At 67.8% G+C, this 18,834-nt stretch carries 15 protein-coding genes and 1 tRNA gene; 8 read left to right on the top strand and 8 right to left on the bottom strand.

Features of this window, described 5'->3' with window-relative positions:
- Window positions 1–95 precede the first annotated feature (95 nt).
- The 5 genes from ACIPWY_RS26615 to ACIPWY_RS26595 all read left to right on the top strand — a co-directional run bounded on the left by ACIPWY_RS26615 (window position 96) and on the right by ACIPWY_RS26595 (window position 5,768).
- Complete coding sequence (locus tag ACIPWY_RS26615) at window positions 96–1,292, top strand: branched-chain amino acid ABC transporter substrate-binding protein (RefSeq protein WP_393705584.1); 1,197 nt, start codon at window positions 96–98, stop codon at window positions 1,290–1,292.
- Between the two features lie 192 nt (window positions 1,293–1,484).
- The gene (locus ACIPWY_RS26610) at window positions 1,485–2,417 is read left to right on the top strand and encodes a branched-chain amino acid ABC transporter permease (RefSeq protein ID WP_362905593.1); all 933 of its coding nucleotides are present in this window, start codon (window positions 1,485–1,487) and stop codon (window positions 2,415–2,417) included.
- A gap of 5 nt (window positions 2,418–2,422) precedes the next feature.
- A complete protein-coding gene (locus tag ACIPWY_RS26605; protein ID WP_362905591.1) occupies window positions 2,423–4,195 on the top strand; it encodes an ABC transporter permease subunit in 1,773 nt (590 codons plus the stop codon).
- A gap of 5 nt (window positions 4,196–4,200) precedes the next feature.
- The gene (locus tag ACIPWY_RS26600; protein ID WP_362905589.1) at window positions 4,201–5,055 is read left to right on the top strand and encodes an ABC transporter ATP-binding protein; all 855 of its coding nucleotides are present in this window, start codon (window positions 4,201–4,203) and stop codon (window positions 5,053–5,055) included.
- Window positions 5,052–5,768: an ABC transporter ATP-binding protein gene (locus ACIPWY_RS26595; RefSeq protein ID WP_362905587.1), complete on the top strand. Its 717-nt coding sequence runs from the start codon at window positions 5,052–5,054 to the stop codon at window positions 5,766–5,768. Before ACIPWY_RS26600 ends, ACIPWY_RS26595 begins: the two co-directional genes overlap by 4 nt.
- A 90-nt stretch (window positions 5,769–5,858) precedes the next feature.
- Here ACIPWY_RS26595 and ACIPWY_RS26590 read toward each other — a convergent pair whose 3' ends face one another.
- The gene (locus tag ACIPWY_RS26590; RefSeq protein ID WP_362905585.1) at window positions 5,859–6,515 is read right to left on the bottom strand and encodes a response regulator; all 657 of its coding nucleotides are present in this window, start codon (window positions 6,513–6,515) and stop codon (window positions 5,859–5,861) included.
- 98 nt (window positions 6,516–6,613) lie between these two features.
- Between ACIPWY_RS26590 and ACIPWY_RS26585 the strand changes: the two genes are divergently transcribed.
- Together ACIPWY_RS26585 and ACIPWY_RS26580 are read left to right on the top strand one after the other, a co-directional pair.
- Window positions 6,614–6,696 (top strand) — tRNA-Leu (locus ACIPWY_RS26585).
- A gap of 84 nt (window positions 6,697–6,780) precedes the next feature.
- Window positions 6,781–7,569 carry a helix-turn-helix domain-containing protein gene (locus tag ACIPWY_RS26580; protein WP_393705582.1) on the top strand — a complete coding sequence of 263 codons (789 nt, stop codon included), beginning with the start codon at window positions 6,781–6,783 and terminating at the stop codon, window positions 7,567–7,569.
- A gap of 12 nt (window positions 7,570–7,581) precedes the next feature.
- Here ACIPWY_RS26580 and pyk read toward each other — a convergent pair whose 3' ends face one another.
- The gene (gene pyk / locus ACIPWY_RS26575; protein ID WP_393705581.1) at window positions 7,582–9,018 is read right to left on the bottom strand and encodes a pyruvate kinase; all 1,437 of its coding nucleotides are present in this window, start codon (window positions 9,016–9,018) and stop codon (window positions 7,582–7,584) included.
- A gap of 163 nt (window positions 9,019–9,181) precedes the next feature.
- Window positions 9,182–9,910, bottom strand: coding sequence for an SIMPL domain-containing protein (locus ACIPWY_RS26570; protein ID WP_389546451.1), 729 nt, complete (start codon window positions 9,908–9,910; stop codon window positions 9,182–9,184).
- 132 nt (window positions 9,911–10,042) lie between these two features.
- Here ACIPWY_RS26570 and ACIPWY_RS26565 point away from each other — a divergent pair, with 132 nt between their 5' ends.
- Window positions 10,043–11,842: a bifunctional metallophosphatase/5'-nucleotidase gene (locus tag ACIPWY_RS26565; protein ID WP_393705580.1), complete on the top strand. Its 1,800-nt coding sequence runs from the start codon at window positions 10,043–10,045 to the stop codon at window positions 11,840–11,842.
- On the opposite strand, the gene ACIPWY_RS26560 is transcribed toward ACIPWY_RS26565, so the two are convergent.
- The 5 genes from ACIPWY_RS26560 to ACIPWY_RS26540 all read right to left on the bottom strand — a co-directional run bounded on the left by ACIPWY_RS26560 (window position 11,839) and on the right by ACIPWY_RS26540 (window position 18,810).
- Entirely contained in the window at window positions 11,839–13,278 is a 1,440-nt protein-coding gene (locus tag ACIPWY_RS26560) for a lysine N(6)-hydroxylase/L-ornithine N(5)-oxygenase family protein (protein WP_393705579.1), read from the bottom strand. The genes ACIPWY_RS26565 and ACIPWY_RS26560 overlap by 4 nt on opposite strands.
- Complete coding sequence (locus ACIPWY_RS26555; RefSeq protein ID WP_393705578.1) at window positions 13,275–14,696, bottom strand: pyridoxal phosphate-dependent decarboxylase family protein; 1,422 nt, start codon at window positions 14,694–14,696, stop codon at window positions 13,275–13,277. Before ACIPWY_RS26555 ends, ACIPWY_RS26560 begins: the two co-directional genes overlap by 4 nt.
- 231 nt (window positions 14,697–14,927) lie before the next feature.
- Window positions 14,928–17,429 carry an aminopeptidase N gene (gene pepN, locus ACIPWY_RS26550; protein WP_401535343.1) on the bottom strand — a complete coding sequence of 834 codons (2,502 nt, stop codon included), beginning with the start codon at window positions 17,427–17,429 and terminating at the stop codon, window positions 14,928–14,930.
- An 89-nt stretch (window positions 17,430–17,518) separates the two neighbouring features.
- Complete coding sequence (locus tag ACIPWY_RS26545; protein ID WP_362905569.1) at window positions 17,519–17,887, bottom strand: chorismate mutase; 369 nt, start codon at window positions 17,885–17,887, stop codon at window positions 17,519–17,521.
- 11 nt (window positions 17,888–17,898) lie between these two features.
- The gene (locus tag ACIPWY_RS26540; protein WP_362905567.1) at window positions 17,899–18,810 is read right to left on the bottom strand and encodes an AraC family transcriptional regulator; all 912 of its coding nucleotides are present in this window, start codon (window positions 18,808–18,810) and stop codon (window positions 17,899–17,901) included.
- Window positions 18,811–18,834: the final 24 nt, after the last annotated feature.

The following is an 18,834-nucleotide window of genomic DNA, read 5'->3' as shown; positions in this document are numbered from 1 at the left end:
TACCACCCCAGTACGGCCCGGCGAGACACACGGCCCCAACCACGGGAGCCGCGCCAGGGAGAGGATTGATCGTGCGACACCGTTCCTTGCTCATCATGACCAGCGTGCTCACCACCGGAGCACTCACGCTCACCGCCTGCGGATCGCGCGACGACAACAAGGGCAGCGACAGCAGCAAGAAGACCACCGTCATCATCGGCGTCGACGCCCCGCTCACCGGCCAGAACTCGGCCACCGGTCTCGGCATCCAGGGCGGCGTGCAGATCGCCGTGAACGACGCCAACAAGAACAACACCGTTCCCGGCGTGACCTTCAAGGTCCAGGCGCTCGACGACAAGGCGATCCCGGCCCAGGGCCAGTCCAACGCCACCCAGCTCGTCCAGAACGACGACGTCCTCGGCGTCGTCGGCCCGCTGAACTCCGGTGTCGCCACCCAGATGCAGCAGGTCTTCGCCACCGCCAACCTGGTCGAGATCTCTCCGTCCAACACGGCCCCCGAGCTCACCCAGGGCAAGAACTGGCAGACCTCCAAGTCCCGCCCGTTCAAGACCTACTTCCGCACCGCCACCACCGACGCCCTGCAGGGCGGCTTCGCGGCCGACTACGCCTACAACACGCTCAAGAAGCGCAAGGTGTTCGTGGTCGACGACAAGCAGACCTACGGTGCCGGCCTCGCCAAGCTCTTCAAGGCCGGCTTCACCAAGGCCGGCGGCAAGGTCACAGGCCAGGACCACGTCAACACCGGCGACACGGACTTCTCCGCCCTCGTCACCAAGATCAAGAACTCCAAGGCCGACCTCGTCTACTACGGCGGCCAGTACGACGAGTCCGAGAAGCTCACCAAGCAGCTCAAGGACGGCGGAGCCAAGGTCCCGCTGTTCGGCGGTGACGGCATGTTCAGCGACACCTACATCCAGACCGCCGGCAAGACCTCCGAAGGCGACCTCGCCACCTCGGTCGGCCAGCCCGTCGACTCCCTGCCCTCCGCCGCCGACTTCATCAAGAAGTACAAGGCCTCCGGCCTCAAGGGCGACTACGGCACGTACGGCGGCTACTCCTACGACGCCGCCACCGCCATCATCAAGGCGATCGGCAACGTCGTGAAGGACGGCAAGGTCCCCTCCGACGCCCGCGCCAAGATCGTCGGCGAGGTCCAGAAGACCAAGTTCGACGGCATCGCCGGACCCGTCTCCTTCGACGAGTACGGCGACACCACCAACAAGCAGCTCACCGTCTACCAGGTCGTCGACGGCAAGTGGAAGGCCGTCAAGAGCGGCACCTTCAACGGCTGATCCGCACCACCCCGGGCCACCAGGCGGTTCGGTCACCGAGGGCCGCAGCCCGACCGAACCGCCGACCCGGTCGAAACCACCGGGACAGGCCCCCAGCACCACCTCTGGGCCGCGCGGCCATGACCACCCGTCACCGCGCGGCCCGCCTCATACGCCCTGCTCAACCTCTCCCCACCACATGGAGGCCATGCGGTGAACACCCTGCCGCAGCAGCTGGCCAACGGGCTGTTCCTCGGCTCGATGTACGGGCTGATCGCCATCGGCTACACGATGGTGTACGGCATCGTCCAGCTCATCAACTTCGCCCATGGCGAGATCTTCATGACCGGCGGCTTCGGCGCACTCACGGTCTACCTCTACGTTCTGCCCAATGGCACATCCATGTGGATAGCCCTCCCCGCGATGCTGATAGGCGGCGGAATCGTCTCCGTCCTCATCGCCGTCGGGGCCGAACGCTTCGCCTACCGACCACTACGCGGAGCACCACGCCTCGCCCCGCTCATCACCGCCATCGGTCTGTCGCTCGCCCTCCAGCAGGTCGTCTTCAACTGGTACCCGGACGCCAAGAACGACCTCAAGTTCCCCCAACTGCCCTTCGGACCCGTCCACATCGGCTCCGTCAGCATCCAGAGCGGCAGCGTCTTCGTCATCATCGCCGCCCCCATCTGCATGGCGGCCCTCGCCCTGTTCGTCAGCCTCTCCCGCACCGGCCGCGCCATGCAGGCCACCGCGCAGGACCCTGACACCGCGCAGCTCATGGGCATCGACACCAACCGCATCATCGTCATCGCCTTCGCCATCGGCGGCTTCTTCGCCGCCGTCGCGGCCGTCTCGTACGGCCTGCGCTACGGCACGGTCAAGTACGACATGGGCTTCCAGATGGGCCTCAAGGCCTTCACCGCGGCCGTCCTCGGAGGCATCGGCAACATCTACGGCGCCATGATCGGCGGCCTCGTCCTCGGCCTCGCCGAGACCATGGCCACCAGCTACATCGACGGCATCCCCGGCATGCAGCAGCTCGGTGGCGGCGGCTGGTCCGCAGTCTGGGCCTTCGTACTCCTCATCCTCGTACTGCTGTTCAGGCCACAAGGCCTCATCGGCGAACGCGTCGCGGACAGGGCGTGAGCACCATGGCAACCACCGACACCACCACCCCCGCGCGCGGCCTCGTCCCGCTCCCCGCGACCACCGCACGCGCCCTCATCGCCATCGGCGCCGTCGCCACCATCGCCAGCACCTTCATGTCCTGGACCTACACGTCCGACTTCCCCGGGGACCTCACCTACTACGGCTCCCCGGCCGGACTCCAGATCCTCGACCTCGTCGCCGGCGTCCTGACACTGCTGTTCGCGCTCACCCTCTTCGGTGTCCGCGGCCTCGGCTGGCTCAACCCGGCGACGGCCATCCAGCCCGCCCTCCTCGCCGCCGCGTCCGCGTTCGCCGTCAGCTGGTTCAGCGCCATCGCCATCGCCGTCGACCTCAAGGGCCTCGTCGCCCTCGACCCCGGCGCCTACATCGCCGCCGTCGGCTCCGCCATCGCCCTGGTCGGCGCCCTCGCGCTCCCCAAGCCCGGTGACACCTTCAAGGACTACGTCACCAAGCCCGACAACATCCCCCCGGCCGCGAAACTCCCCGCCTGGGGCGAACGGCTCGTCATCACCGCCGCCACCGCCCTCGCACTGATCATCTTCGCCTACGGCGTCGGCGTCGACCCCGACGCGAGCGAAACGTTCCTGGGCTACATCCTCCTGGTCGTCCTCGGCACCTGGTCCCTGTTCACCGCAGGACTCTTCGACCGCTTCGCCCAGCTCAACGCCCGCCACAAGGGATTCGCCACCTCCATGGCCTTCCTCGCGGCAGCGCTCTTCCCCTTCGTCGAGAACAACGAGCACAACTCCAACCTCGGCGTGAACATCCTCGTCGTCGCCACCGTCGCCCTCGGCCTCAACATCGTCGTCGGCCTCACCGGACTCCTCGACCTCGGATACGTCGCCTTCCTCGGCGTCGGCGCCTACGCCGCCGCCCTCGTCTCCGGCTCCGAGTTCTCCCGCTTCTCCGGCGTCCAGTTCCCCTTCTGGGCCGCCATGCTCACCGGCATGCTCGCCTCGCTGGTCTTCGGCGTCCTCATCGGCGCCCCCACCCTGCGCCTGCGCGGCGACTACCTCGCCATCGTGACCCTGGGCTTCGGAGAGATCTTCCGCATCACCGTCAACAACCTCGACGGCACCTCCGGCCCCAACCTCACCAACGGCCCCAACGGCATCTCCATGATCCCGGACCTCCAGATCTTCGGGTTCAACTTCGGAAGCAACCACGACATCGGCGGATTCTCCCTCGGCCGCTTCGCGAACTACTTCCTGCTGATGCTGCTCATCACCGCGATCGTCGTCCTCGTCTTCAACCGCGCCGCGGACTCCCGCATCGGCCGCTCCTGGATCGCCATCCGCGAGGACGAGACCGCCGCCACCGCCATGGGCATCAACGGCTTCCGCGTCAAGCTCATCGCCTTCGCCCTCGGCGCCTCCCTCGCCGGCCTCGCCGGCACCGTCAGCGCCCACGTCGGCTACAGCGTCAACCCAGCCCCATACCAGTTCGCCGGCTCCGTGCCCCCGAACTCCGCGTTCCTCCTCGCCGCCGTCGTCCTCGGCGGCATGGGCACCGTCAACGGACCCATCCTCGGCGCCACCCTGCTCTACATGCTCCCCGAGAAGCTCAGCTTCCTGAAGGAGTACCAGCTCCTCGCCTTCGGCGTCGCACTCGTCCTCCTCATGCGGTTCCGCCCCGAAGGCATCATCGCCAACCGCCGCCGCCAACTCGAATTCCACGAGAGCGACGACACCGTCCACATCCCCGAACAAGGCCTGCCCGACTCCACCGTCGGCGTCACCAAGGCAGGGGCGTAACCACCATGACCACCACCACAGCCCCCAGCCCCGTCCTCGAAGCCACCGGCGTCACCATGCGCTTCGGCGGCCTCACCGCCGTACGCAACGTCGACCTCACCGTCAACGCCGGAGAGATCGTCGGCCTCATCGGCCCCAACGGCGCGGGCAAGACCACCTTCTTCAACTGCCTCACCGGCCTCTACGTCCCCACCGAGGGCAAAGTCGCCTACAAAGGCACCGTGCTGCCCCCCAAGCCACACCTGGTCACCAACGCCGGCATCGCCCGCACCTTCCAGAACATCCGGCTCTTCGCCAACATGACCGTCCTGGAAAACGTCCTCGTCGGCCGCCACACCCGCACCAAGGAAGGCCTCTGGTCCGCCATCCTCCGCGGCCCCGGCTTCCGCAAGGCAGAAGCAGCCTCCCGCGAACGCGCCATGGAACTGCTGGAGTTCATCGGCCTCGCCCACAAAGCCGACCACCTCTCCCGCAACCTCCCCTACGGCGAACAGCGCAAGCTCGAAATCGCCCGCGCCATGGCCAGCGAGCCCGGCCTGCTCCTCCTCGACGAGCCCACCGCCGGCATGAACCCGCAGGAGACCCGCGCCACCGAAGACCTCGTCTTCGCCATCCGCGACCGCGGCATCGCCGTCCTCGTCATCGAGCACGACATGCGCTTCATCTTCAACCTCAGCGACCGCGTCGCCTGCCTCGTCCAAGGCGAAAAACTCGTCGAAGGCACCAGCGAAGTCGTCCAGGGCGACGAACGCGTCATCGCCGCCTACCTCGGCGAACCCTTCGAAGGCGCCCCCGAAGACACCGCCGCAGCAGCCGTCGAAGCCGCGGAAGCACACGCCACGGAAGGAGACGACCAGTGAGCGCACTCCTCGAAGTAGAAAACCTCAAGGTCGCCTACGGCAAGATCGAAGCCGTCAAGGGAATCTCCTTCACCGTCCAACAAGGCGAAGTCGTCACCCTCATCGGCACCAACGGCGCCGGCAAGACGACCACCCTGCGCACCCTGTCCGGGCTCCTCAAGCCCCTCAGCGGCACCATCACCTTCGACGGGAAACCCCTCACCGGCATCCCCGCACACAAGATCGTCGCCATGGGCCTCGCCCACTCCCCCGAAGGCCGACGCATCTTCCCCCGCCTCACCATCACCGAAAACCTCCAGCTCGGAGCATTCCTCCGCTCCGACAAAGCAGGCATCGAACAAGACATCCAGCGCGCCTACGACCTCTTCCCCATCCTCGGCGAACGCCGAAAGCAAGCCGCCGGAACCCTCTCGGGCGGCGAACAACAAATGCTCGCCATGGGCCGCGCCCTCATGTCACGACCCAAACTGCTCATGCTCGACGAACCCTCCATGGGCCTCTCCCCGATCATGATGCAGAAGATCATGGCGACCATCGCCGAACTCAAGTCCCAAGGCACGACCATCCTGCTCGTCGAACAGAACGCCCAGGCCGCACTCTCCCTCGCGGACCACGGCCACGTCATGGAAGTCGGCACCGTCGTCCTCTCCGGAACCGGACGAGACCTCCTCCACGACGAATCCGTCCGCAAGGCATACCTCGGCGAAGACTGAGCCCCAACGCACACATGGCTGAGGCCCGTACCCCCCTCCAGGGGCACGGGCCTCAGCCATATGCAATGCGTGGCGGAGAACTCCGGCAAATCAGCCCTTCGAAGCCTTCTTCTCCTCAGCGTCCGCAATAACCGCCTCAGCAACCTGCTGCATCGAAAGCCGACGATCCATCGACGTCTTCTGAATCCAACGGAACGCCGCCGGCTCCGACAGGCCATACTCCGTCTGCAACACCGACTTCGCCCGATCCACCAGCTTCCGCGTCTCCAGCCGCTGCGTAAGATCCGCGACCTCGTTCTCCAGCGTCCGCAGCTCCTGGAACCGCGACACCGCCATCTCAATGGCCGGAACGACATCACTCTTACTGAACGGCTTCACCAGATACGCCATCGCACCCGCATCACGCGCCCGCTCCACCAGATCACGCTGCGAGAACGCCGTCAGCATCAGCACCGGAGCGATCGACTCCTCCGCGATCTTCTCCGCCGCAGAGATGCCATCCATCTTCGGCATCTTCACATCGAGAATCACCAGATCAGGCTTGTGCTCACGAGCCAGCTCGACCGCCTGCTCACCGTCACCGGCCTCACCGACGACGGAGTAGCCCTCTTCCTCGAGCATCTCTTTGAGGTCGAGGCGGATCAGAGCCTCGTCCTCGGCGATGACGACACGGGTCGTCAGCGGCGGGACGTGCGACTTGTCGTCGTCGGGCGCGTCTACGGGCTGGGGCGACTCGGGGGCGGTCACGGGGGCGCTCCTTGTTCCAGACAGGGGGTGCTGCTGCCTAGCAGCCTACCTAGCTGCGACCGGCTGCGGTGACCCGGTATGCTTCCCGGCAGTGCCGAGCCGGGTTGGTGGAACGGTATACACGGAGGTCTCAAACACCTCTGCCTGAGAGGGCTTGCGGGTTCGAATCCCGCACCCGGCACATCGAGAGAAGCGGATGTTCACATTCTCGTGAATGTCCGCTTTTTGCTACTCACGGGAGTCCTTCAATACGCAGAGTAGCCGTATGAACTTTCACGGAACTGAAGTGCGACAGAAGGCGCTGACTCTGCTGCGAGGCGGCGCCAGGAACGCAGACGTGGCACGCTCTTTGGGAGTGCCGCTCGGCACGGTCTCGTATTGGCTTCATATGGACCGCTCCAAACGGGGAGAGTGTCCCGGCTCTCACGATCCATCGTGCCCGCGGTGCGACGGCCGAGCGCTCGACGAAGCCGCTTACTCGTATCTACTTGGCCAATACTTGGGAGATGGCCACGTGAGCCACTACTCCGGCCACCGAGTACCCAACCTCATGATCACCTGTGCGGACGCCTGGCCCGGCGTCGCGGACGAGACTGAAGCAGCCATGCGTGCAGTCTTCCCCGACAACCGGATCTGCCGGGTACAGCGCATCGGATGCCACAACGTGAAGGTCTACTCGAAACACCTCATATGTCTCTTCCCCCAGCACGGCCCCGGCAAGAAGCACGACCGCAAGATAGCTCTCGCCCCTTGGCAACAAGCAATCGTCGACGCCCGCCCCTGGGAGTTCATTCGCGGTCTCATCCACTCCGACGGATGCCGGATCACCAACTGGACCACCCGTCTCGTCGGCGGTGAGCGAAAGCGCTACGAGTACCCCCGGTACTTCTTCGCTAACAAGTCCGACGACATCCGGAGCCTGTTCACCAATGCCCTCGACCTCGTCGGCGTCGAATGGACCACTCTCGCGCGCGGCAGTGACCCGTTCAACATCTCCATCGCCCGCAAAGCCTCCGTCGCCCTCATGGACACCCACGTAGGCCCCAAATACTGACCAGCCCAGCCCCTACTTCGGGCTGTCGTCCTCGCCGATGTGGTGGACGCGGACCAGGTTGGTGGAGCCGGAGACTCCGGGCGGGGAGCCGGCCGTGATGACGACGATGTCGCCCTTCTGGCAGCGGCCGTACTGGAGGAGGAGTTCGTCGACCTGGTCGACCATCGCGTCGGTGGAGTCGACGTGCGGGCCGAGGAAGGTCTCCACTCCCCAGGTGAGGTTGAGCTGGGAGCGGGTGGCCGGGGCCGGGGTGAAGGCGAGGAGGGGGATGGGTGAGCGGTAGCGGGAGAGGCGGCGGACGGTGTCGCCGGATTGGGTGAAGGCCACCAGGAACTTCGCGCCGAGGAAGTCGCCCATTTCGGCTGCGGCGCGGGCGACGGCTCCGCCTTGGGTGCGGGGTTTGCTGAGTTCGGTGAGGGGCGGGAGGCCCTTGTCGAGGATGTCTTCCTCTGCGGCTTCGACGATGCGGCCCATGGTGCGGACGGTTTCGACGGGGTATTTGCCGACGCTGGTCTCGCCGGAGAGCATGACGGCGTCGGTGCCGTCGATGACGGCGTTGGCGACGTCGCTCGCTTCTGCCCTTGTGGGGCGGGAGTTGTCGATCATCGAGTCGAGCATCTGGGTGGCGACGATGACGGGCTTGGCGTTGCGCCTGGCGAGTTTGATGGCGCGCTTTTGGACGATGGGGACTTGTTCGAGGGGCATTTCGACGCCGAGGTCTCCGCGGGCGACCATGATTCCGTCGAAGGCGGCGACGATGTCGTCGATGTTGTCGACGGCCTGGGGTTTTTCGACTTTGGCGATGACGGGGAGGCGTCGGCCTTCTTCGTCCATGATGCGGTGGACGTCTTCGATGTCGTGGCCGCTGCGGACGAAGGAGAGGGCGATGACGTCGGCGCCGGTGCGCAGGGCCCAGCGGAGGTCTTCCTGGTCCTTGTCGCTGAGTGCGGGGACGGAGACGGCCACGCCGGGGAGGTTGAGGCCTTTGTGGTCGGAGACCATGCCGCCTTCGATGACGGTGGTGTGGACGCGGGGGCCGTCGACGCCGGTGACTTCGAGGGTGACTTTGCCGTCGTCGACGAGGATGCGTTCGCCGGTGGTGACGTCGGTGGCGAGGCCGTCGTAGGTGGTTCCGCAGGTCTGGCGGTCGCCTTGGATGTCGGGTTCGACGGTGATGGTGAATTCGTCGCCGCGTTCAAGGAGTACGGGGCCTTCGCGGAAGCGTCCGAGTCTGATCTTCGGGCCTTGAAGGTCGGCGAGGATTCCGACGCTGCGGCCGGTTTCGTCGGAGGCCTTTCGGACGTGGTGGTAGCGCTCCTCGTGTTCGGCGTAGGTGCCGTGGCTGAGGTTGAAGCGGGCTACGTCCATTCCGGCTTCGACGAGTGCCTTGATCTGCTCGTACGAGTCGGTGGCGGGGCCCAGGGTGCAGACGATCTTTGCTCGGCGCATGGTTCGAGCCTAGGGCTTACCGACGGGTAGGGAATTGGTTGTGTGTGACTACCCAACCACCTTTAGGTGAAGGGCTATTGACAAGTGTTGAATTGTGCATGGGGCTGCTCCGATGAGCATGCTTTTCGGTGTTCGGTGGAGTGGGGTCCGGGGGGTGGGGTTTTTACAGCTGGGGCGGGTGCATGGTGAATCGGGCGTTGACGTTCGCGTAGACGGTCTGTCGTTGGGGTTCGAGGTCGAGGGGTGCGGGGGTGTCGTCGGGGGCGCCGGAGTAGGCGGCCATGCGCATGTGGGGTGCGCCGGGGACGGGTCCGTAGCGGTCGGGGTCTTCGGCTCCGGTGTCGGCGAGTTCGATGAGGGCGGCGAGGTGGGTGTCGAGGGCTTCGGCGTATTCGCGGGCGCGCTGGACGGCTTCGTGGACTGCTTGTCGGCGGGCGGTGGCGTGGACGGGCGAGTCGGGGCGCAGGGACCACCAGGGGCCGTCGATGCGGGTGAGTTCTTGGTCGGCGAGGCGGGTGGTGAGTTCGCCGAGTGCGGTGAAGTCGGTGAGTTCGGCGGTGATGAGGACGCGGCCGTGGTAAGCGCGGATGCGTTCGGTGCGGCCGTGGCGGGTGAGTTCGGGGGTGATGGAGAAGGCGCCGGTTTCGAGTTTTTCGATGGCTTGTCCGTAGCTTTTGATGAGGTCGAGGGTGGCGGTGTTGCGGCGGGTGAGGTCGGTGAGGGCTTCGCGGCGGTCGGTGCCGCGGGCGCTGACGGTGATGCCGATGCGGGCGAGGTCGGGGTCGGTCTCGATGCGGGCTTCGCCGCGGACGGCGATGCGGGGGGCTTGGGGGGTGCCGTACGGGGTGGGGGTGGTGGGCTGTGTGCCGGGGGTCGTTTCGTCGGGGGTCATGGGGTCACTGTGGCAGGGGCGCATTGGACAGTCATCGGATTGAAACCTCTTGGGTCTGTTGCGTGTTGGGTTGAGGCGCCAGAATCTACGCGCGTTGCAACTGTCGATGAGTGGTGCCGGAGGGGATCTGAGATGCCGTTGAATCGCCGGAAGTTTCTGGGCAAGTCCGCTGCTACGGGTGCGGCCGTGGCGTTGACCGGGGCGGTGTCGGCGCCGGTGGCGCAGGCGCGCGGGGGTCGGCCGAAGGGGCGCAAGCGGTACTCGTTCAGCGTCATGGGGACGACGGACCTGCATGGTCATGTCTTCAACTGGGACTACTACAAGGATGCCGCGTACTCGGACGCGGCGGGTAACGCGCAGGGGCTGTCGCGGATCTCGACGCTGGTGAAGCGGGTGCGTGAGGAGAAGGGCCGGGGCAACACGCTTCTGATCGACGCGGGTGACACGATCCAGGGGACGCCGCTGACGTATTACTACGCGCGGGTGGATCCGATCACCGCGGCGGACGGACCGGTGCATCCGATGGCGCAGGCGATGAACGCGATCGGTTATGACGCGGCGGCGCTCGGCAATCACGAGTTCAATTACGGCATCGACACGCTGCGTAAGTTCGAGTCGCAGTTGAAGTTCCCGTTGCTGGGTGCCAACGCTGTGGATGCGAAGACGGAGAAGCCGGCGTTCAGGCCGTACGTCATCAAGAGGTTGCGTACGCCGCACGGCAAGGACGTGAAGGTGGCGATCCTGGGGCTGACGAATCCGGGGATCGCGATCTGGGACAAGGCGTATGTGCAGGGCGTGTTGAAGTTCCCGGGGATCGAGGAGCAGGCCGCGCTGTGGGTGCCGAAGTTGCGTTCGATGGGTGCGGACGTGGTGATCGTGTCGGCGCACACGGGTGCTTCGGGCACGTCGTCGTGGGGTGATCAGTTGCCGTACGTGGAGAACGCGGCGGCGAATGTGGCGAGGACGGTGCCGGGGATCGACGCGATTCTCGTCGGGCATGCGCATGTGGAGATCGAGCAGCAGTTGGTGACGAACGAGAAGACCGGGAAGTCGGTCGTTCTGTCGGAGCCGCTGTGCTACGCGGAGCGGTTGGCGTTGTTCGACTTCGAGTTGGAGTGGGAGAAGGGCTGCTGGACGGTGGCGTCGGTGTCGTCGAAGCTGCTGAACTCGAATGCGGTGGCGGACGATCCGAAGATCACGAAGCTGCTTGAGGACGAGCATGCGCTGGTCGTGAAGTATGTGAACCAGGTTGTGGGTCAGGCGACGTCGACGCTGACGACGGTGGATGCGCGTTACAAGGATGCGCCGATCATCGATCTGATCAACAAGGTGCAGGCCGATGTGGTGACGGAGGCCCTGAAGTCGACGCAGTACGGGTCGCTTCCGGTGTTGTCGCAGGCTTCGCCGTTCTCGCGTACGTCGCAGATCCCGGCGGGTGATGTGACGATCCGGGATCTGTCGGGTCTGTATGTGTACGACAACACGCTGGTGGCGAAGTTGCTGACGGGTGCGCAGGTGCGGGCGTATCTGGAGTTCTCGGCGGAGTATTTCGTGCAGACGGCGGCGGGCGCGGTCGTGGACGTGGACAAGCTGACCAACGCGGACAACCGGCCTGACTACAACTACGACTATGTGTCGGGGTTGACGTACGACATCGACATCGCGCAGGCGGCGGGGTCGCGGATCAGGAATGTGAAGTTCGAGGGTGCCGATCTCGACGATGCGGCTCAGTTCGTGTTCGCGGTGAACAACTACCGGGCGAACGGTGGTGGGGCGTTCCCGCATGTGGCGTCGGCGCAGGAGCTGTGGTCGGAGTCGACGGAGATCCGGACGCGGATCGCGGAGTGGGTGACGGCGAAGGGCACGCTGAACCCGGCGGAGTTCGCTTCGGTGGACTGGCGGCTGACGCGGGACGGTACGCCGGTGTTCTAGTTCTTGAGTTCGATCAGATGGGTGTTGCCGCGTTCTCCGGACTGGGTCCGGGGGGCGCGGTTTTCGTTGGGGGTGAGGCCGAAGGTGGTGAAGGCGGTGCGCTGCGGGAGGGGGTAGGGGTCTTTGTTCGTCAGGGTGTTGAGGATGGTGGCGCTGCGCCAGGCGGCGAGGCCGAGGTCGGGGGCGCCCACTCCGTGGGTGTGGCGTTCGGCGTTCTGTACGTAGATGTTGCTGCCGGTGCCGGTGACGGTGGGGTCGAGGACCAGGCGGAACTGTTCGTCGATGCGGGGGCGTTGGCTGTTGTCGCGGCGGAGGTAGGGGTCCAGGCCGGTGAGGATCTGGTCGAGGGGGCGTTCGCGGTAGCCGGTGGCGAGGACGACGGCGTCGGTGGTGAGGCGGGAGCGGGTGTTCTGCCGGCGGTGTTCGAGGTGGAGTTCGACTTTGGTGGTGGCGACGCGGCCGGCGGTACGGACGGAGACGCCGGGGGTGAGGGTGGCGTCGGGCCAGCCGCCGTGGAGGGTGCGCTGGTAGAGCTCGTCGTGGATGGCGGCGATGGTGTCGGCGTCGATGCCTTTGTGGAGCTGCCATTGGGCGGGGACGAGTCCGTCGCGTACGTCTTCGGGCAGGTGGTGGAAGTAGCGGGTGTAGTCGGGGGTGAAGTGTTCGAGGCCGAGCTTGGAGTACTCCATGGGGGCGAAGGCTTCGCTGCGGGCGAGCCAGTGGAGTTTCTCGCGGCCGGTGGGGCGGCTTTTGAGGAGGTCGAGGAAGATCTCGGCGCCGGACTGGCCTGATCCGATGACGGTGACGTGGTCGGCGGCGAGGAGTTCGGTGCGGTGGGTGAGGTAGTCGGCGGAGTGGATGACGGGGACGGTGGGGGCTTCGGCGAGGGGGCGCAGCGGTTCGGGGATGTAGGGGGCGGTGCCGACGCCTAGTGCGACGTTCCTGGTGTAGGTGCGGCCGAGTGCTTCGGCTTCGCCTTCGGTGTCGAGTTGGGTGAAGTCGACTTCGAAGAGGCGGCGTTCGGGGTTCCAGCGGACGGCGTCGACCTGGTGGCCGAAGTGGAGTCCGGGGAGGTTTTCGCTGACCCAGCGGCAGTAGGCGTCGTATTCGGCGCGCTGGATGTGGAAGCGCTCGGCGAAGTAGAAGGGGTACAGGCGGTCGCGGGTCTTGAGGTAGCTGAGGAAGGACCAGTGGCTGGCGGGGTCGGCGAGGGTGACGAGGTCGGCGAGGAAGGGGACCTGGAGGGTGGCGCCGTCGATGAGGAGGCCGGGGTGCCAGTGGAATTCGGGGCGTTGTTCGTAGAAGGCGGTGTCGAGTTCGGTGAGGGGGTGGGCGAGGGCGGCCAGGGAGAGGTTGAAGGGGCCGATGCCGATGCCGACGAGGTCGCGGGGTGCTTCGGGGTGCGGGGGCCTGGGGGTGGCGGGCTCGGTGCTCATCGGGCGGTGTTTCCTTCCACCAGTTTCAGTAGCTGGGCCAGGTCGCCCGGCTGGGTGTGCGGGTTGAGCAGGGTGGCTTTGAGCCAGAGCCGGCCGTCCATGCGGGCGCGGCCGAGTACGGCGCGGCCTTGGGTGAGGAGGGTGCGGCGGATGTGGGCGATGGTCTCGTCGGATGCGCCGCGGGGGCGGAAGAGGACGGTGCTGAGGGCGGGGGTGTCGTAGAGGTCGAAGCCGGGGTGGGTGTGGAGGGTGGCGGCGAACTCCTGTGCGTGGTCGCAGACTTGGTCGACGAGGGTGCCGAGTCCGGCGCGGCCGAGAGCTTTGAGGGTGACGGCGATTTTGAGGATGTCGGGGCGTCGGGTGGTACGCAGGGAGCGGCCGAGGAGGTCGGGCAGACCGGCTTCGGTGTCGTCGTCGGCGTTGAGGTAGTCGGCGTGGTGGGTGAGGGGGGTGAGGTCTGTGGGGTTGCGTACGGCGAGGAGGCCGGCGGCGACGGGTTGCCAGCCGAGTTTGTGCAGGTCGAGGGTGACGGTGGCGGCGCGGTCGAGGCCGGTGAGCTGGGTGCGGCGGGTGGGGCTGAAGAGGAGTCCGGCGCCGTAGGCGGCGTCGATGTGGAGGCGGGCGCCGTGGGCTTCGCAGACGTCGGCGATCTCGGGGAGGGGGTCGATGAGGCCTGCGTCGGTGGTGCCGGCGGTGGCTGCGACGAGTTTGGGGCCCGGCAGGTCGGTGAGGGCTTCGTCGAGTGCCGCGGGGTCGAGGGTGCCGGTGGGGGCGGGCACGGTGACGGGGTCCGGGAGGCCGAGGAGCCAGGCGGCGCGGGGCAGGGAGTGGTGGGCGTTGGCGCCGGTGATGAGCTGGAGGGGGCCTTGGGCGGCGGCGGTCTCGCGGGCGAGGAGGACGGCGAGTTGGTTGGCTTCGGTGCCGCCGGTGGTGACGAGCGCCTGAGGGCTGCTGGACTGACCGGGGTGACCCGACTGACCGGGGTGGCCTGGGTCGCCGTAGACCTCGTGGGCGAGTGCGTCGGTGACGAGGGTTTCGAGGGCTGAGGCCGCGGGGGCCTGGTCCCAGGAGTCCATGGAGGGGTTGAGGGCTGACGCGGCGAGGTCGGCGGCGGTGGCGACGGCCAGGGGTGGGCAGTGGAGGTGGGCTGCGCACAGGGGGTCGGCGGGGTCGGCGGCACCTTCGGCGAGGGCCTGTACGAGGGTGCGCAGCGCGGCGTCGGGGCCGGTGCCGTGGTGGGGCAGGAGGTCGCCGGCGAGGTCGTGCAGCCGGGTGGTGACGGTGTGGGGGCCGCCGGCGGGGAGGGGGCCGCCTCGGGCGGTGGCTCCGTCGTGGAGGGCGTCGAGGACGATGTCGAGCAACGGCCGCAGGGCTTGGGGGCCTTGGGGCCCTCCGGCGAGGGGCGGCGAGCTGCTCATGGCGTGTGTCCTTCGGGTGTGCGGGTGGTGCCTCCAGCCTGTCTTCGGTGGCGGTGGCGTGCCCGGTGATCACAACGATCGGAACCCGAAAGTGGTACTGCCGTACGGGGATTGGGTGGCGGCGGGGCGGTTGGTGGTACGGGGGGGGACGGTGATACGGGGTCGTTGGTGGTGCGGTGCGGTCGGCGGTGCGGGGTCCGGTATGCCGGGCCCCGCACTTTGCGCGGCGCGTCAGTACGTGGTGGTGGCTGTCCTGATCTTCAGGGCGCGGGCGAGGTCGTCGAGTTGGTCGGCGATCTTGCGGCGCAGGGCGGGGATGGGGTCGTCGTCCTCGAGGCAGGTTTCGCCGAGGGTGAGGGTGTGGGTGTCGATGGCGTAGGAGGGGAAGGCCCAGCGTCCGGCGGCTTCGGCGATGGCGGGGCCGCGGCGGTGGGCGACGGCGACGGCGTCGGGGTAGTAGCGGGCGACGTAGGGGCGCAGGAGGTCGCTCTGTTCGGGCTGCCAGAAGCCCTGGGCGGTGGCGGTGAACAGGTAGTTGGAGAGCTGGTCGGTGGTGAACATGGCGTCCCAGGCGGCGCGTTTGGCGTCGGGGTCGGGCAGGGCGGCGCGGCAGCGGGCGGCGCCTTCCTGGCCGGTGGCGCTGGGGTCCTGGGTGAGTTCGGCGTCGATGACGGCGTCGTCGACGGCGCCGAGTACACAGAGGCGGCCGAGGATGCGCCAGCGCAGTTCGGGGTCGAGTTCGGGGCCGCCGGGGACGCTGCCGTTGTCGTACCAGTCGCGGATGGTGTCGGCGTGTGAGGCGCTGTCGATGAGGGTGCGTACGGCGGTGAGGCGCAGTCCGGGGTTGCTGCCGTCCTCGGTGCGGCGGATGAGGTCGGCGCACAGGTCGGCGATGAGGGTGAGGGCGTCGGGGCGTTCGGTGGGTGTGCTGTAGCGGTCGGCGACCTGGGTGCGGGCGAAGGCGAGGACGCCCTGGACGTTGGCGAGTTCGCGTTCGGCGGGGAGGTGGGCGCGGGCGGCTTCGAGGTAGGTGAGGGGCGGGAGTTCGCCGTCGCGGACCATGTCGCGCAGGCAGTTCCACAGGACGGCGCGGGTGAGGGGGTCGGGGACACGGGAGAGGCCGCGCAGGGCGGTTTCCTCGGAGTGGGGGTCGAGGCGGATCTTGGCGTAGGTGAGGTCCTGGTCGTTGGGGACGACCAGGGCGGGGCGGGGGCCGGGGAGGCTGTGTTCGCCGTCCGCGGGGATGTCGATGTCGGTCAGTTCGCGGCGGACGAGGGTGGCGCCGTCGATGAGGTCGCGGTCGTAGACGCCGACGGTGATGTGGTGGGGGCGGCTGCCGTCGCGGGTGAGGGTGAGTTCGCTCTGTCCGGGGTGTTCGGTGACGGTGGCGGTGAGGGTGTCGACGCCGGTGGTGCGCAGCCAGGTGTCGGCCCAGGCGTGGACGTCGCGGTCGGTGTGGTGGGCGAGGGAGGCGATGAAGTCGGCGAGGGTGGCGTTGGCGAACTTGTGGCGCCGGAAGTGGGTGTTGATGCCGGCGAGGAAGTCCTTCTCGCCGAGCCAGGCGACCAACTGCCGTAGCGCGGAGGCGCCCTTGGCGTAGGAGATGCCGTCGAAGTTGAGCAGGGCGGACGCGGTGTCGGGGACGGCGTCGGCGTCGGGGGCGACGGGGTGGGTGGAGGGGCGCTGGTCGGCGTCGTATCCCCAGGCTTTGCGGGCCACTCCGAAGTCGACCCAGGTGTCCGTGAAGCGGGTGGCTTCGGTGAGGGTCTGGTAGCCCATGTATTCGGCGAAGGACTCGTTGAGCCAGATGTCGTCCCACCATTGGAGGGTGACGAGGTCGCCGAACCACATGTGGGCCATTTCGTGGGCGATGACCATGGCGCGGGTCTGGCGTTCGGTGTCGGTGACGGCGGAGCGGTGGACGAACTCGTCGCGGAAGGTGACGAGTCCGGGGTTCTCCATGGCGCCGGCGTTGAATTCGGGGACGAACGCCTGGTCGTAGGAGTCGAAGGGGTAGGGCTCCTCGAACTTCTCGTGGTAGCGGTCGTAGCAGGCGCGGGTGATGTCGAGGATTTCCTCGGCGTCGGCGTCGAGGTGGGGGGCCAGGGAGCGGCGGCAGTGGATGCCGAAGGGCAGCCCGGCGTGTTCGGTGCGGATGGAGTGCCAGGGGCCGGCGGCGACGGCGACGAGGTAGGTCGACAGGAGGGGGGTGGTGGCCGCCCGCCATTTCCCGTCGCCGAGGTGTTCGGTGATGCCGTTGGCGAGGACGCTCCAGCCGTCGGGGGCGGTGACGGTGAGGTCGAAGACGGCTTTGAGGTCCGGCTGGTCGAAGGCGGCGAAGACGCGCTGGACGTCTTCCATGAACAGCTGTGTGTACGCGTAGGTCTCGCCGTCGGTGGGGTCGGTGAAGCGGTGCATGCCTTCGCCGGTGTGCGAGTAGGCCATGGCGGCGTCGACGCGCAGTTCGTGGGTGCCGGGGGTGAGGCCGGTGAGCGGGAGGCGGTTGCCGTCGAGTGCGGCGGGGTCCAGGGGCTGTCCGTCGAGGGTGACGGATCGCAGTGCGGCGGGCCTGACCTCGACGAAGGTGTCTCCGGCCGTGCGGGTGGTGAAGCCGATGACGGTGGTGGAGTCGAAGGTGTCGGCTCCGCGGGTGAGATCGAGGTCGACCGTGTACCGCTGGACGTCGAGGAGCTGGGCTCGGGTCTGCGCTTCGTCGCGCGTCAGTACGGGCATTGGGTCATCGTGCCGTACGCCTCTGTCGTCGGAACAGTGCGGCTCAGCAGGCGCAGAGGCGTCGAGGCTCCTCCCCCGGACCCCGCCCCTCAGTCGCGGGAGGGGCTTGAATTGGCCGCGATCTGCTCGTGGTGGCGGATGACCTCGGAAATGATGAAGTTGAGGAACTTCTCGGCGAAGGCGGGGTCGAGCTTGGCGTTCTCCGCGAGTTGGCGCAGGCGCTCGATCTGGCGGGCCTCGCGGGCGGAGTCGGCCGGGGGCAGGGCGTGTTCGGCCTTGAGGTGGCCGACCTGCTGGGTGCATTTGAAGCGCTCGGCGAGCATGTGGACGACGGCGGCGTCGATGTTGTCGATGCTGTCGCGCAGGCGGCCGAGTTCGGCGCGTACGGCGGGGTCCACGGCGTCGCGGGCCTCGGGCGCGGCGTTGTGGGTGGCGTCGGGGGCGTTGCTGTTGGTCATGGGAGGAAACCCTACGTGGCGTGGGGGCGTTCGACCGTGGGGCCCGGGGAGCGCAGCATCGGGGGGTCGTCGGGGTCGGGGACGGTGTGCGACCAGCCGCCGGGGACGGTGCGGCCTTGTTGTTCGCGGAAGCGGACGGGTGCGGTGCCGACGCGGCGGGTGAAGAGGCGGGAGAAGTAGGCGGGGTCGTCGTAGCCGACGCGGCGGGCGACGGAGGCTACGGGGAGCTCGGTGGCGGCGAGGAGTTCCTTGGCGCGGCCGAGGCGGATGCCGAGGAGGTAGTCCTTGGGGCTGCAACCGGCGCCGCGGCGGACGGCGGTGCGCAGTTCGGCGGGGGTCATGCCGTGGCGGGCGGCGTGTTCGGCGACGGACAGGGGCTGGAAGGCATCGCGGGCGAGGGACTGGAGGACGGGGTCGCCGTCGGGGGCCATGTCGGCGTGGGCGCGGCGCAGGGCGACGAGGAGTTCGTGGACGGCGGCGGCGGTCTCGACTTCGAGGAGGGGGTTGCCGCGGCGGGCGGCGCGGGCGATGCGGCCGACGGCGGTGCGGGCGTGGGCGGCGTCGGAGAGGGGGACGACGGGGCGTTCGGGCTCTATGTAGCCGAGTTCGGTGTAGGTGGTGGTGGCGGGGCCGGTGAAGTCGACGAAGCATTCGTCCCAGCCGGTGTCGGGGTCGGGCCCGTAGTGGTGGGGGATGCCTGGGGTGACCCAGATGAGGGCGGGTGCGGTGATGGTGGTGCGGCGGCCGTCGGGGGCCTGGTACCAGCCGCGTCCGGCGGTGATGACGACGGCGACGTGGTGGTCGAGGGTGCGGGGGCCGACGGTGGGCAGGGCGCCGTACTGGAGTCCGACGCCGAGGCAGACGAGGCCGAGGCGGTGGTGGGCGGGGCTGGGGGTGAAATACCGCATCCAGGTGTGGTACATCCGCTTGTGTCCCTTCCTGGGCGG

Origin of the sequence: Streptomyces sp. NPDC090032 (assembly GCF_044748025.1) — a bacterium.
Taxonomy (GTDB): Bacteria; Actinomycetota; Actinomycetes; order Streptomycetales; family Streptomycetaceae; genus Streptomyces.
The sequence above is the reverse complement of the archived record's forward strand: the minus strand, read 5'-3'. Positions and strand labels throughout refer to the sequence as shown.